This window comes from Desulfosarcina sp. (assembly GCF_055467485.1).
The window spans coordinates 1-14,111 of record NZ_JBUOIV010000087.1 but is presented as its reverse complement, the minus strand read 5'-3'; the positions used below and the strand labels follow the sequence as shown (position 1 = coordinate 14,111).

Annotated in this window: 16 protein-coding genes; 6 read left to right on the top strand and 10 right to left on the bottom strand. The window is 56.2% G+C overall.

Annotated elements, in window-relative coordinates; genetic code table 11:
- The 3 genes from ACZCED_RS23445 to ACZCED_RS23435 all read right to left on the bottom strand — a co-directional run.
- On the bottom strand, positions 1–1,631 hold a 1,631-nt coding region (locus ACZCED_RS23445), incomplete at its 3' end, for a histidine kinase dimerization/phospho-acceptor domain-containing protein (protein WP_464861900.1).
- Positions 1,632–2,241: 610 nt separating this feature from the next.
- Positions 2,242–2,508 (bottom strand): hypothetical protein, encoded by a 267-nt coding sequence (locus ACZCED_RS23440; protein ID WP_464861899.1) that lies wholly within the window; start codon positions 2,506–2,508, stop codon positions 2,242–2,244.
- The gene (locus ACZCED_RS23435) at positions 2,508–3,884 is read right to left on the bottom strand and encodes a TrpB-like pyridoxal phosphate-dependent enzyme (RefSeq protein WP_462968225.1); all 1,377 of its coding nucleotides are present in this window, start codon (positions 3,882–3,884) and stop codon (positions 2,508–2,510) included. Before ACZCED_RS23435 ends, ACZCED_RS23440 begins: the two co-directional genes overlap by 1 nt.
- Before the next feature lie 248 nt (positions 3,885–4,132).
- On the opposite strand from ACZCED_RS23435, the gene ACZCED_RS23430 reads away from it, so the two are divergent.
- Positions 4,133–4,402 (top strand): TFIIB-type zinc ribbon-containing protein, encoded by a 270-nt coding sequence (locus ACZCED_RS23430; RefSeq protein WP_462968226.1) that lies wholly within the window; start codon positions 4,133–4,135, stop codon positions 4,400–4,402.
- 43 nt (positions 4,403–4,445) lie between these two features.
- The gene (locus ACZCED_RS23425) at positions 4,446–5,417 is read left to right on the top strand and encodes a YheT family hydrolase (protein ID WP_462968227.1); all 972 of its coding nucleotides are present in this window, start codon (positions 4,446–4,448) and stop codon (positions 5,415–5,417) included.
- A 97-nt stretch (positions 5,418–5,514) separates the two neighbouring features.
- On the opposite strand, the gene ACZCED_RS23420 is transcribed toward ACZCED_RS23425, so the two are convergent.
- Both ACZCED_RS23420 and ACZCED_RS23415 read right to left on the bottom strand, forming a co-directional pair.
- Positions 5,515–6,522: a TIGR00266 family protein gene (locus ACZCED_RS23420; protein WP_462968228.1), complete on the bottom strand. Its 1,008-nt coding sequence runs from the start codon at positions 6,520–6,522 to the stop codon at positions 5,515–5,517.
- Positions 6,523–6,535: 13 nt separating this feature from the next.
- Complete coding sequence (locus ACZCED_RS23415; RefSeq protein ID WP_462968229.1) at positions 6,536–7,192, bottom strand: tellurite resistance TerB family protein; 657 nt, start codon at positions 7,190–7,192, stop codon at positions 6,536–6,538.
- 210 nt (positions 7,193–7,402) lie between these two features.
- On the opposite strand from ACZCED_RS23415, the gene tsaA reads away from it, so the two are divergent.
- Positions 7,403–8,128, top strand: a complete 726-nt coding sequence (gene tsaA, locus ACZCED_RS23410) for a tRNA (N6-threonylcarbamoyladenosine(37)-N6)-methyltransferase TrmO (protein ID WP_462968230.1) — start codon at positions 7,403–7,405, stop codon at positions 8,126–8,128.
- A 285-nt stretch (positions 8,129–8,413) separates the two neighbouring features.
- On the opposite strand, the gene rsmA is transcribed toward tsaA, so the two are convergent.
- The 5 genes from rsmA to ACZCED_RS23385 all read right to left on the bottom strand — a co-directional run bounded on the left by rsmA (position 8,414) and on the right by ACZCED_RS23385 (position 12,396).
- Positions 8,414–9,280 (bottom strand): 16S rRNA (adenine(1518)-N(6)/adenine(1519)-N(6))-dimethyltransferase RsmA, encoded by an 867-nt coding sequence (gene rsmA / locus ACZCED_RS23405; RefSeq protein ID WP_464861898.1) that lies wholly within the window; start codon positions 9,278–9,280, stop codon positions 8,414–8,416.
- Complete coding sequence (locus tag ACZCED_RS23400) at positions 9,277–9,795, bottom strand: DUF2062 domain-containing protein (protein WP_462968232.1); 519 nt, start codon at positions 9,793–9,795, stop codon at positions 9,277–9,279. The genes rsmA and ACZCED_RS23400 overlap by 4 nt, the downstream gene beginning before the upstream one ends.
- Positions 9,796–9,872: 77 nt before the next feature.
- Positions 9,873–10,334, bottom strand: coding sequence for an SsrA-binding protein SmpB (gene smpB, locus ACZCED_RS23395; RefSeq protein WP_462968233.1), 462 nt, complete (start codon positions 10,332–10,334; stop codon positions 9,873–9,875).
- A 4-nt stretch (positions 10,335–10,338) separates the two neighbouring features.
- Positions 10,339–12,117: a phosphoenolpyruvate--protein phosphotransferase gene (gene ptsP, locus ACZCED_RS23390; RefSeq protein ID WP_464861897.1), complete on the bottom strand. Its 1,779-nt coding sequence runs from the start codon at positions 12,115–12,117 to the stop codon at positions 10,339–10,341.
- Positions 12,118–12,123: 6 nt separating this feature from the next.
- Entirely contained in the window at positions 12,124–12,396 is a 273-nt protein-coding gene (locus ACZCED_RS23385; protein ID WP_462968235.1) for an HPr family phosphocarrier protein, read from the bottom strand.
- 399 nt (positions 12,397–12,795) lie between these two features.
- On the opposite strand from ACZCED_RS23385, the gene uxx1 reads away from it, so the two are divergent.
- The 3 genes from uxx1 to ACZCED_RS23370 all read left to right on the top strand — a co-directional run bounded on the left by uxx1 (position 12,796) and on the right by ACZCED_RS23370 (position 14,024).
- On the top strand, positions 12,796–13,014 hold the full coding sequence (gene uxx1 / locus ACZCED_RS23380) for a UXX-star selenoprotein family 1 (RefSeq protein WP_462968236.1): 219 nt from the start codon (positions 12,796–12,798) through the stop codon (positions 13,012–13,014).
- Between the two features lie 85 nt (positions 13,015–13,099).
- Positions 13,100–13,750, top strand: coding sequence for an LOG family protein (locus tag ACZCED_RS23375; protein ID WP_462968237.1), 651 nt, complete (start codon positions 13,100–13,102; stop codon positions 13,748–13,750).
- 31 nt (positions 13,751–13,781) lie between these two features.
- Complete coding sequence (locus ACZCED_RS23370; protein ID WP_464861896.1) at positions 13,782–14,024, top strand: hypothetical protein; 243 nt, start codon at positions 13,782–13,784, stop codon at positions 14,022–14,024.
- Positions 14,025–14,111: the final 87 nt, after the last annotated feature.

Genomic DNA, 14,111 nt, shown 5'->3' with positions numbered 1-14,111 from the left:
TAAGGGTCGAAAATTTTGTTCAAGTGCTCAGGATCGATCCCTACACCCGTATCGTGGACCTGCATGCTGATCTGGCCATCCTTTGACATGGCGGATTGGATACTCAGCTGCCCCCCTTTGTCCATGGACTGCAGCGCGTTGATATAGAGATTTAAGAGGCATTGAGAAAGCCGATCAGAATCTATGTGGGTGGCCAACACATCCTCGGACAACGTTAAATCGATTTGTATATCTTTGGCGGAGGCTTCCTTTTGAATCAGTCGCACGGAGTTTTTTAGCAGGTCATTGATATCCGCCAATTGTAAACTTAATTCCGTGGGACGGGCAAATTCTAGCAATTCACTAATGACTCTGTTTAGACGATCCACTTCCTCAATCATCACGCCTGCCATCTCTTGATCATGACTGTCGGGCTCAAATTTGCCCTTAAAGTAAGAAGCGATGCCTTTGATCGAACTCAGTGGATTGCGGATTTCATGAGCGACACCGGCAGCCAATCCTCCGATTGCCGCCAATTTTTCCTGTCGGCGGATTTCATCCTGCAGGCGTCGAACTTCACCCAGATCCCTAAGTATCAGGACTTGACCGACAAATTGCCCCGCCTCGTTAATTATCTTGGATGCGCTGACACTGACAGGCACGACATGATCCTCAGTGAACTCGCATTCCATTTCCTTCTCGGATATGGCTTCACCGCAATCCAAAGCTTCTTTCAATCCACAAAAATGGTGGGGAAGAACCGTCTCGGGATCTTTACCTCGGGCTTGGGATAGATCAATCCCTGTGATCTTTTCGGCGGTACTGTTGTAGAAGGCTATCTTTCCTTTGTTGTCCGTGGCAATCAGACCTACGGGAAGGCTTGTTATCACCTCATCCGCAATCGCACTGGTGTCCTGAAGCGACCGTTTGGCGGATCGATAGCTTTGCATCCAAAAAAGGGAAACAAAGCCTCCCAGTCCCAATATCAAAAGAACACCAGAAAGAATAATCGTGTTGCGAATATCCTCTTGTCGGGCCTCCTCGAATGGCCCAGGATCTAACCCGACAAAAATGGATTGCTGATCGCCTTTGCTGCCGGACGGGAAGCACCAATCATTTCTTGAACCCATCATCATGCCGCGCCGACGCATCATCTGATGCATGGGGTTGTTCATCCTTTGATCACGAGGGGAAACGGGAGAGAAGCGCCCATGCACTTCAAAGGATCGTTGTCCGTCAGCGGTCTCGACGATTCTCCACGCATATTTACCATAATCATTGCCTGTCGTTGGGGGCTTGTTGAGAATCGACCCGATCAATGGTTGATTGCTGCTGGCCAGTACCGCGCCATCCTGATTGGTGATGGTTATATAAAGGACATCAGGCAGGTTGGCCGTTTCTTCAAGCAGTGTCTGGACTTGTTGGCCGCCCCACATCATTCCCATCATACCGGTTCTGGCCCCGGCTTCCACACCCTTGATCAACGCCGCTCCTTTTTCTTTGAGGATGCGGGACATATAGTCTTTCTCGCGATTGTTGTTCTGCACGGCCAGGACAACGACGATGATCATCAGAATCAGCGCTGATCCGACGATAATCCACGGAGATGCTGTCAGTGTCGCCTTTGTTCGCCGCTGTTGTGATGTCATCATCCGTTTTCCTTCAAAGGTTGTCCGTCAATGGTTCTGCAAAACGCCAGAATACCAACCTTTAACAATAGTATGATTTCTGAGTAATTTGTACACACTTTGGCCTGATATTTTTATCATGTTGGTTAAAAATACCCCACATCACGACTTAGAAAATCATCAACATACCCATCAATCAATATCCATGCCGTTCATCCAAATAGAAATCAGCAAGATACGGTTTGGTTAAAAATTGGGCATGATCGTTGCTGAACTCTCAACGTGTGTTTTGAAACACGACGCTCGGTTAAATGGAAGCTTGATAAAGATAAGTTTATTCGAATGAAACAACTTCTTACTCAGGCATGACCGCAATCTGGCGTAGCCAGGGAATTCGCCCGGAAATGGTCATTTCTTTTCCAAACGACCGATCAAAGGTTAAATAAGCGTATGAACATTCCCGTACCCGGTCATGATGGTTGGGGTTCCAGCCTATTTTATCAAGTTTGATGCGCGCAGGAACTATTCAAAATTCCAGATCAGACCGTTTACGTTATTCACAAGCACTCAAAAAGAACCCGGCAGTGCTTGCGATTCAAGCACTGCCGGGTTCAATTGTTGGAAAGTATGATGGTCAGTCCTGCGCCCCCCTTGCCTGGGCCTGCCGGATCAACTCTACCAGGCTGGCCACCTTGTCAGGCGGGGTGCGGCTGGCGGAGAGCGCCGCGAATACTTGCGGTGACAGGCAGTCCTGCATGTGGGCCACCACGTCGAAGCGTTCCCACCAGCAGTCGAACACCTTGAAGCAGGGCGTTTTCTCCTCGCCGCAGACCTTGCAGTAGCCGAAGGTCACGTCGCTGCCCAGCCGCGGGCATCGCCGTTCAAGACGTTCCGGTTCCATCAGGTGCTCTTGATGTTCTGGGGCTTGGGGTAATTTTTAAGAATCTCCGTGGATTTCTCGATCTCGGCATCGTCCAGGCTGTAGTCGAACAGCTCGCCCGAGAAGTATTTGTCATAGGCACCCAGATCCAGCAGGCCATGTCCGCTGAAGTTGACCACGATGGTCTTCTCCTTACCCTCTTCTTTGGCGATTCGGGCTTCTTCCACCACCTGGGCCAGGGCGTTGGATGTTTCCGGTGCGGGGATGAAACCCTCAGTCCGCGCCCACAGAACACCGGCCTCGTATGCGGCCATCTGCCCCACCGACTTGGGCGTGAGCAGCCCTTCGTCGACCAGTTGGCTGACGGTGGGGGCCATGCCGTGATAACGCAAACCGCCGGCGTGGATGGGTGCCGGAACGAAGTTGTGTCCCAGGCTGTGCATGGGCAAAAGCGGCGTGTAGCCGGCGGTATCGCCGTGGTCGTAAGCAAATGGCGCACGCGTCATGGTCGGGCAGGCCTTGGGTTCCACCGGGTAGATCTCGATCTGCTTGCCGTTCATTTTGTCGAGCACAAAGGGGAAGGCCAGTCCGGCAAAATTGCTGCCGCCACCGGCGCAGCCGATGACGATGTCTGGATAGTCGCCGGCCATCTCGAACTGTTTTTTAGCCTCCAGGCCGATGATCGTCTGGTGGAGCATCACATGGTTGAGCACACTGCCCAGCGAGTAGCGGGTCTTGCCGGACGTGTCGCTCACCGCCGCTTCAACGGCTTCTGAAATGGCGATGCCCAGGCTTCCCGGCGTGTTGGGGTCTCTTTCCAGGGCGTCGCGGCCGGCCTTGGTCTCATTACTTGGAGAGGCGATGCACTTGCCGCCCCAGGTTTCCATCATGGCCTTGCGGTATGGCTTCTGGTCGAAGCTGATACGCACCATGTACACCTTGCAGGTCAGTCCGAACTGGGCACAGGCAAAAGAGAGTGCGCTGCCCCACTGGCCGGCGCCGGTTTCAGTGGTGATCTTTTCGATGCCGAAGACCTTGTTGTAGTATGCCTGCGGCACGGCCGTGTTGGGTTTGTGGCTGCCAGGCGGGCTCATGCCTTCGTTTTTGTAATAAATTTTCGCCGGCGTACCCAAGGCTTTCTCCAGGGCGGTGGCCCGGGTCAAGGGCGCCGGCCGCCATATGGAAAGCACATCCAGAACCGGCTCGGGAATGTCGATCCAGCGATCCGAACTTACCTCCTGCTCAATGAGATTCATGGGGAACACCGGCGCCAGCATATCGGGGCTTATCGGTTGTCCGTCGGGCCCCAGGGGGGGGTTCATCTTGATATCCGCCAGGATATTGTACCATTTTCTGGGAATCTCATCTTTGGACAGGATGAAGCTCTTGGGTTTCATGCACGTTCCTCCTTAAATTTTAATATAAACCCGCCGCCCTTCTCGGCAAAAACGGTCCGTCACAACCGGAAAAGACGCCACCACCAACACGACACATGTTTTTACGCCGCAAATCGTGTTTCTGTCAATAGAAATGCCCGGACCGTCCCATTTCAAGGCTTTACCGACGCATGAGAAATTGGTATTAACGTTTATTTTCCGGCCACAGCGCCGTTTCAAGACACCACGATGAAGGGATGGAGAACGCCATGAATCGAAGGGGGTTTATAAAAAACCTGCTGTCAGGCATCCTGGGCTTGGGCGCAATGGCATGGGTAAACGGCTGCATGGCACCACTGATCAGCGCCACGGCGAGGGATAAACGCGCCGGCGACCCATGGCAGTGCATGAATTGCGGCCATCTCACCCGCACAACGGAGGATCTCGCCGGAACGCGCTGTCCCCGATGTACCCTGCGGATGCTGAAAAAAATAACCGAGGCACAGATGGCTGAGGCCCTGAAAAAGCTGGGTGCATGATCGTACCGTGCCGGCCTGACATAGGAGGGACAGCCGCCCGACGATGGAATCCGGTAATTTAAATCCGCCCTTTTTGCTCAAGCCGGCCGGCGTCCAGACCGCGCTGGCCAGTGCCGGCATGCGTGCCTGGGGAAAAAACCCGATGGTCGATGCTGCCCGGGAGACCATCCTCACCACATCCGATGGGGTGCGCCTGTCGGGGACCATGAGCCGGCAACCCCGGCCCCACAACAAGGGTCTGGCAATCCTGCTGCACGGTTGGGAAGGCAGTTCGGACTCTACTTATATCCGCACCACGGGCCGTTTTCTCTTCGGACGCGGTTTTGATGTCTTCCGCCTCAACCTCCGGGACCACGGCTCCAGCCACCACCTGAATACCGGCATTTTCTACGCGGTGCTCCTCGACGAAGTGTTCGATGCCGTGCGCCAGATCAGCGAGGCGGAAAAGGGCAGGCCGGTGTTTCTGGCCGGATTTTCGTTGGGCGGTAATTTCGCCCTGCGAATCGCCCGGCGCTGCGCCACGCAACCCATCGGCGGCCTGAAGCAGATCATCGGCATCAGCCCCGTGCTCGACCCGGACAAGGCCACGGACCGCATCGACAACAGCCGCTTTATCCTGAAATACTTCCTAAAAAAATGGCGCCGCTCCCTGGCCACCAAACAGGGTTTGTTCCCGGACCACTATGACTTTTCCACGATCATGCACGTGGACAATATCCGGGAGATGACCGAACGGCTCCTGGCACGCTACAGCACCTATACCAGCGCCAGATCCTATTTCAAGGGTTACACGCTCATCAACAACGACCTTCGGGGAATTACCACCCCAACCACCATTATCACTGCCGAAGACGACCCCATTATTCCTGTGGAAGATTTCTACGACCTGCACACCGGCCCGGCAACGCGCCTGATTGTCCAACCCTATGGCGGGCACAACGGTTTTCTGGAAGGGTGGCGACTGAATGGGTGGTATGAACGGGTGATGGTGGAAACGTTTGAAAATGCGGGATAAGTGAATTGAGGAATTGGAAAATTGAGGGATTGGGTATCAGCGGCGGTATTGGGCTTTGCCAATCCCTTAATCCCCCAATTCCCTGATTCCTGAATTGCTAAAATCGGTTGTCACCGTCTATAAGCCCGCCTAATGACCCCAAAAGGGATCCTTCGCCCCGGCTGCCGCCCCGCTGGGGAGCAGCCTGGAGCATCCGACCGGCCAGACGCGAGAACGGCAGGGATTGCAGCCAAATCCTGCCAGGCCCGTGAAGCGTCGCGAAAAAGAGTCCCTCGCCACCGAACAGGGCCGTTTTGATATTGCCCGCCTGGCGAATATCGAATTTCACTGTTTTTTCCAGGGCAACGATGCATCCGGTGTCCACATCCAACACCTCGCCGGGCTTGAGCTGACGGTCGACCACGGTGCCGCCGGCATGAACGAAAACCATGCCGTCCCCCTCCAGTTTCTGCATAATGAAGCCCTCCCCGCCGAAGAGGCCGGTGAGGATCTTCTTCTGCAGGTGGATGCCGATGGAAACCCCCTTGGCCGCGCACAGAAAGCTGTCCTTCTGACATATCAGGCAGCCGTTGACGCTGGGCAGGGGAACCGGAATGATGTTGCCCGGATAAGGGGCGCCGAAGGCCACATGGCCCTTGCCCTGGCCCCTGTGGGTGAACACGGTCATGAAAAGGCTTTCACCGGTAAGCAGTCTTTTACCCGCCCCCATGAGCTTGTCCATGAATCCGCCGCCACCGGAAGACGCCGAGGCATCCCCGAATACGGTCTGCATCTCGATGGCGCTGTCCTTGTACATCATGGCGCCGGCCTCGGCCACGGCACTTTCACCGGGGTCCAGTTCCACCTCGACAAACTGCATCTCGGCCCCGCAAACCTTGAAGTCGATTTCGTCAGCACCCGCAGGGCGGGCGGATGCCGGCGGCGGTGCGGGCACCGGCACCCCGGGTGCCGGATTGAGTTCGGCGATGCTGGCGATGGGCTGCCACTCGGCAAACCCGTCACGCCACGCAAAACCGTTGGGATTCTGCCGCGCCTGACCGATGGCCTGGGACGGGTCCATGGGGCCCACTTGATTGCCGTCAAAGCTCAGATACCATTGCGTCATTTGGGGGACCTCCTTATTGTCCTTTTAGGCTGCGCTGGATTTGTTCAACGGTTGAATCATCCAACCCCAGCCGGCTGGCCAGGGTATTCATGTACCGGCGTTCTTTTTCAGTGTCCACCTCGATGGCCATCAGGGATACGGTGTAGACCTGCCGGGCCAGTTCCGGACGGTCGACACGACGGATGATCGTTTCCAGATCCGCCGGTGAAAGCAGTTCCTTGGCGACGAAGGCGTGCTCCTCCGCTGAGAGATCGACGGCCTGCAGACGTTTCAGGATATGGTTCCGCTCCGCCTGATCGATGAGGCCATCGGCATTGGCGGCAGCAATCATAGCTTGAATCAGAATTACCGCATCCGGGTCGCCGGCCGATGGTGGCGGTGTTATGGACACCGATTTTCCCGGCACGGGCGGCGGCGGCGGGCCGGCCGAAACCCTTCCCGTAACCGTTGGAACTGGCGGTGCGGAACCTGGCAAAGGCGGCGGAGCCGCGGGTGTTTGGGGCAAGGCGCCGGCACCTTGTGATTTATTCATATAATGCTCAACGGCTTCCATGGCGACACCCAGGACCCCTAAAGCGGCGCCACCTGAAACCAAGCTACCGAGTCCGCCCCGGCGGCCCCGGGTACTGCTGCGGATGAGTCCACCAAGCAGTTTTTCAGGATTAAACATATTTACCTCCACGTAATATATGGACGATGAGAAAAGGGCAGCCACAGCAGACGCCATCGGCTGCAGGACCGAATTCTGAAGGAGGCCCGGTGCCCTGTCAAGGTTAAATTGGTTCCAAATCCCCGCCCTGTTCATCGGCGGCGGGGTATGCTAACAACACGATCAAATCGTTGATTGCACAACAGCAGCCCAAATAAAATTGAGACCCTTATGGATACGAATGTCGTCTTTCAGCCTATAGGCATTGTCCACTCCTGCTTTACCGAAAAATTCGGCATTCCGCGTCAGCCGGGGCTGGTGCCTGCCGCACGGGCCACCCTTGAAATCTTACCGCCCTTTGATCGGAACGAAGCCTTCAGGGGGCTCGATGCGTTTTCTCATCTATGGATCGTCTTTGTATTCCACGGAATCGACGCCGGGAAGTGGCAACCCACGGTGCGGCCGCCGCGGCTGGGCGGGAATAGGCGTGTCGGCGTATTTGCCACCCGATCCGGATTCCGGCCCAACCCCATCGGCATGTCCAGTGTGGCTCTGGAAAGCGTTCGGCGGGATCATGGGAAAATGATTCTGGAACTCTCCGGCATCGACATATTGGATCAAACCCCCGTTCTGGATATCAAGCCCTACCTGCCCTATGCAGACATCATCCCGGAGGCGGTCGGCGGGTTTGCCGCCGATCCCCCACGGTCAAAGCTGTCCATTGACTTTACGCCTCAAGCCCGACAGACCTGCGCGATGCTTGAAAAGACCTATCCGGAATTCGTCGATCTGGTCGGCCAGGTGCTCAGGGCAGATCCCCGGCCGGCCTACGTAGGCAAGGGTTCAAAGCGGACCGAGTTCGGCGTGAAGCTCTACGGCATCAATGTGCGCTGGACTGTCCGGCAGGATACCATCATCGTCCATACTGTCGGTGCTCAGCCTGTATCGCCGAAATGAGGGTAGGCATTCACCGAACAATCGATCAGTATTACCTGCCAGGGGCAAAACGTGACGGTGAGAAAAAGCATGAAACCGGCGAGTGGGACTGGTAGAAACTGAACGGCGAAATCGCTCGCCAATCCCACCACGTGCGGCGGGGTTGGCGAGCGGCCCTTGAATCGAAGATTTAAAAAAACCGCCTGGACGGCGACCTTCTGCGACCCCATCGATCTAAGCTGACCGACAGCATGTCGTCACTTGACTTTTTTAGTCGGGCACTTGACCGTGTTTACCGTATGCCGTTTATCCGTCTGTCCCTTGCGCGCGTCCATGCATGCCAATGGTATTGCTCAAACGGACAAATTCCGCCACGGAAAGACTCTCCGCCCGCCGCATGGGATCGATCTGAGCCTTTTCCAGAAGTCGCTCGCAGGAGGGCGGCTCAAGATTGAGTTCACTCTGGGACAGCGCGTTTCTCAGGGTTTTACGCCGTTTGCCGAAAGCCGCCTTGATCACACGAATAAGAAGGGTTTCGTCATCGGCCGGAAAGGGCACAGGACTGGCAAACCGGATACCGATCACGGTGGAATCCACCTTGGGAGCAGGAAAAAAAAGGGATGCCCGCACCTGCATCAACACCTTGGTCTGCGCGCAATACCCCAGCATGACGGACAGCCGGCCGTAGTCCTTGGAGCCGGGTCCGGCGCAGATGCGCTCGGCCATCTCTTTCTGCAGCATGAGTACCGCGCGGTCGATCCGGGTTCTGGCGTGGATCAATTGGACGACGACCTGGGATGAAATATTATAAGGAAGGTTGCCCAAAACCACCAGGGGCCGGCCAGTCTCACGAGCGACCGCGTCAATGTCTACCCGCAGAATGTCAGCTTCCCGGATCTCGACATTATCGATGCCGGCGGCCAGCAGCTCGGTCCTGAGCAAATCGATGATCCGGCCGTCCTTATCCACGGCAATGACCCGGCTGGCTGATGCCGCCGCGGGAATGGTCATGGCCCCCAGACCGGGGCCGATCTCCAGCACGACATCGTCCCCGGTGACACCGGCTTTGTTGACGATGGCCCGGGCCACGTTGGGGTCATTGAGAAAATTCTGCCCCAGCTGCTTCTTGGCCTGGAGGTTCCAGGCGGTCAGCAGCGCCCGCGGCGATGTCATGGCCGCGGCCTTGAGTCGCTATCGACCTGCCGCGCCCGCCGCCGAATGGTGATGAACACGCGGAAGGTAGTGAAGTAGGCCGCAACGCCGAGAACCGCCCCGATGACCACACCGCCGACAATCATGGCCCAGGTGACCTCCAGCCCCAGTTCCATCAGCTGGGAGAAAGAGTCAAAGGCGATGCTGTCCAGTGTCTTCTGGTATCCCAACAGCATGCATCCCAGCTTGTAATTGGCATAATAAACCACAGGGATGGTAAGCGGGTTGCTCAGCCATGTACCCAGCGCCGCCGCCGATTTGCTTCCCCGAACCAGGAAGGCCAGGGCAACGGCGACGATGGTCTGCAGGGGAATGATGGGTGTGATGGATATGAAAATGCCAACCGCCATACCCAGGGCGATATAGTGGGGGTTGCCCTCCAGCTGACGCATACGGACCAGCATCTGGCTGAGGCGCTCCCGGGGGCCCGTAAACACCGGCGGTTTTTTCTTGTATCGGTTATGCGTTGGCTTCATGGTTCTGGCAACCGTCCCTGCATCTGAGGCCTGAATCGTCCGGGGTAAAGGGGCCGGGTATGAGCCTGTTTCCGGTATCATCGATTATTTTTTCGTTCCCGATCCAGCTCCCGCTTCTGGTCACGACGCCGGATGGTTTCACGCTTGTCGTGACTCTGCTTGCCCCTGGCCAGGGCCAGGCTCAGCTTGGCCTTACCGGCCTTGAAGTAGAGTCTCAACGGTATGAGTGAGTACCCCTTTTCATTGACCTTACCATAGAGCTTTTTGATCTCATAGCTGTGCAGCAAAAGCTTTCTGGGACGCAGGGGGTCGTGGTTGTCGAAGTAGGCAAAGGGATAGGCGCCGATATGCATCTGGTAGACGAACACCTCGCCGTTCTTGATGCGGGCGTAGGAGTCCTTGAGGTTGGCCTTGCCCATGCGCAGGGATTTGACCTCGGTGCCGGCCAGCACGATCCCGGCTTCGTATTTGTCTTCGATGATGTAATCGTGTCGGGCCTTGCGGTTTTCCGCCACCACTTTAATCGGGTTCTTTTCCAAAGGATTACTGCTCCTGTTGTTCGGGCTCGATCGTCGACACGACGGCGCCGAAGTGTCGCTCCACCAGCGCCTGAACCTCGTCAGCGGTGGTCATGCGCATCACAGCAGCCATAAAGTCGCCCAAATCGCCGGTATTAAAGGACCGGATGGCGTTTTTCACCATGGGGATGGCCTGGGGGTTCATGCTCAGTTCGTCCACCCCCAGCCCCAGCAAAATGGGGGCATAAAGCGGCTCTCCGGCCATTTCACCACACATATAAGTCTTGATGCCTTTTTCCCGGCCTACATCGCAGGTTCGTTTGATCATCCGGAGGATGGCCGGATGCAGCGGCTGGTGGAGGTGGGCCACGTGCCGGTTGCCCCGGTCGATGGCCAGTGTGTATTGGATCAGGTCGTTGGTGCCGATGCTGAAAAAATCAACTTTTTCGGCAAGGATGTCTGCGGTGACCACCGCTGACGGAACTTCGATCATAATTCCCAAGGGGACATCCCGTTTGTACGCAACTCCCTGCTGTTCCAGGCATTGGGCAGCCTCGTCCAGCAGATTGACGGTTTGTTCAACCTCTTCGATCCCTGAAATCATGGGAACGAGAATGCGAACGTCCCCGAAGGCCGCGGCCCGCAGGATCGCCCGCAACTGGGTTTTGAATATCTCGGGCTTTTGAAGGCAATAGCGGATGGCCCGCAGACCCAACGCCGGGTTCAGTTCGTGGCTGTCCCGGATGTAGTTCACCGCCTTGTCGCCATTGATGTCAAGGGTCCGGATGGTCACCGGCCGCTGCTCCATTACGTCGATCACGTCCTTGTAGTTTTCAAACAACATCTCTTCGCTGGGAAAATCCGGCTGGCTGAGATATTGAAATTCAGTCCGGTACAGGCCGATGCCGTCGCCGCCGTGATCCAGAACGGAAACCACCTCTTCGGGAAGTTCGATGTTGCCCATAACTGATATCCGGACTCCGTCCTTGGTCCGGGCGGGCAGATGGCTTTTCCTGGCCATCAGCGCTTTCTGAATTTCGTATTGCTCCCTGCGCTCCTCGGTCTCCAGCAGCGTCTGCTCGGTGGGGTTGACCACCACGATGCCGCTCTCGCCGTCCACGATGATGATGTCATCATTTTTAATGATCAAGGTGGCGTTGCCCACCCCCAAAACGGCTGGAATTTCAAGTGTTCGGGCGATAATGCTGGTATGGGAAGCCCGGCCGCCGCGATTGGTGACAAATCCCTTGATCCGCTCCAGCTGGATCTGGCTGGTCTCTGCCGGCGACAAGTCCCGGGCCACCAGGATCACCCGCTTGTCGATACGCCCGATGTCCACCTGGTCCGCACCGACCAGGTTTTCCATAATACGGTCCGACACATGCGTGATGTCCTCTGCCCGCTGCTTGAGGTAGTCGTCGGACATGTTCTCGAAGATCGGCTTGACCAGGGAAACCACTTTTTTCAGCGCCCACTCGGCATTGACACGCTCCTTCTCGATCACGTCAATCGTCCGGTCATAGAGCATCTTGTCTTCCAGAAGCAGCATGTGGGTCTCTAAAATCTGGGTATGCTGGCGAAGCTCTTCGGGAGCGGTGTCGATGATGCGGCGCAGCGCGGTGCGGGCCTTTTTTACCGCCGTCTTGAATCGCCCCACTTCGGCAGATCGTGATTCTTCACGAATCACATACTTTTTAACGACATCCACACCTTCTTTATCCACCAGGTAGGCTTTGCCGATGCATATTCCAGGGGATCCGCCGATGCCCTTCAGGATAATTTCCTGGTGTTCCTGATTTTCCATGAACGATTATTCTCCAAACCCGGATCGAACCAGCTCCGCGATGCGCTCCAGGGTATTTAAATCGGCTTCATCGTCAATGCTGACGACAATCTCCGAACCCGCAGGGCAGGCAAGGGTCAGAATGTCCAGCATGGATGTGGCGTCTGCCGTGTTGCCGTTTTTCATGATCCACACCCCCCCGCTGGCCTCTCCGGCCAGTTTGGCCAGCTTGGCGGCGGATCTCGCATGCAATCCGAGATCATTGACGATCCGAAGGGTTCTGGATTGGGCCGTTTTCATGGTGTCCCTGAATCCTGCCTGCAAGCCGATGGCCAGGGTAACAACCCCGCTAAAATGAGGGCGGCTTGCCTCTTTGAGAAAAACCAGCCACGCAGATCTTCCACAAACAAAAAAAGGGAAGGATCCCTTTATTGAAACCTAATTTATTTATCAACCGCCGTAACCGATGTCAATGCGTAAACATTGACAATACCGACCCTTGGGGATATGTTGAGTGCCACCCAATTGAACCCGTTGCCCGGCTTTCCGCTGGAAGGGTTCGCCGTAAGGATAAAATCTATTTATGGTTCGCTCGCTTACCCCGCCGCAAGGCGAGGAATGCGCTCGCTATCGCGGTTCCGGCAGGACCTGCAACCTGCCGCCGTCTACCATACCAAAATTCAACCATGGGAGAAGGGCATGACTGCAAAGGTGACGATCTTCGGCAAAAACTCTTGACCCCATACGTCGGCAGCCCGTGAGGCCTACGCCAAGAAGAACAGATCGGTTGAATACGTCAGTGTAATCGATGATCCCCCCGCACTGGAAAAAATGCTGGTGCTATCCAATGGCCAGCGGAAAATTCCCGTGATTGTCGAAGGCGAACGGGTAACGGTGGGCTTCCGTGGAAAAGGGTGAGCGGTCTGAACCCGGCGGCTGGACGCCGCCCACGCATGGATCGAATCCGGAAACGCATGGCACCACATTACGGACGAGGCGCTGAATGGAAAAGCAGTTTTTAATCGACGATCTGAAGCTGGGAGAATCCTGGCGACTGTTTAAGATCATGGGTGAATTTGTGGAGGGCGTGGAAGGCCTTCACGACCTGGGTCCCGCGGTCAGCATCTTCGGATCCGCCAGAACCCGACCCGATGACGCGCAATACAAAAAGGCTGAAACCATCGCCGCCCTTTTCGTTAAAAACGGGTTCGGGGTGATCACCGGTGGCGGCGGTGGGATCATGGAGGCGGCCAACAAAGGCGCCGCCGAAGCCGGCGGTACATCGGTGGGTCTGAATATCCGCCTCCCGTTCGAGCAAAAACCCAACCCCTATGCAACCCTGCAGATGGAGTTCAAGTATTTTTTCATCCGCAAGGTCATGTTCATCAAATATGCCGCCGCCTACATCGTCATGCCCGGCGGCTTCGGCACCATGGACGAACTATTCGAAGTGATGACCCTGGTCCAGACCCGTCGGATCCGGCCCTTTCCCATCATCATGGTGGGAAGCGATTATTGGGGCGGGCTGCTCGAGTGGATCCGCAGCCAGTTGCTGGCCCAGTCGCTGATTTCTCCCAAGGACATGGATATCATCCAGGTACTGGATCACCCTGAGGAGATCGTTGACACGGTCCGCAAAATCCTCGTCGTCTGACGACCGCATCCCAACACCGGCAAGTGTGGCAATGTCTAATTCAGCACAACAGGGTTCAGCATCCGCAAAAGCCATACCGACGAATCCTGCCGACCAAACCGTCCAGCGCCAGAACGCATCTTTGCGCGCCCTGCACGAAACCGCCCTGGGCCTTCTGGATAAAATCGATAAAGAGGAATTGCTGGAGACCATTATCGAGCGCGCGGCGGCCCTGATTCACACGGGCCAGATCGCAGAGGCGGTGGAAGCGGCCGAACTACCGGCGTTGGTCTAACACGGCCTTCCCAGGTACGACACGGCTGAAAAAAGCCAGGTGGTGTTGTCTATCCTGCCCCTCGTTACAAACAAGGAAGCAGCCTGC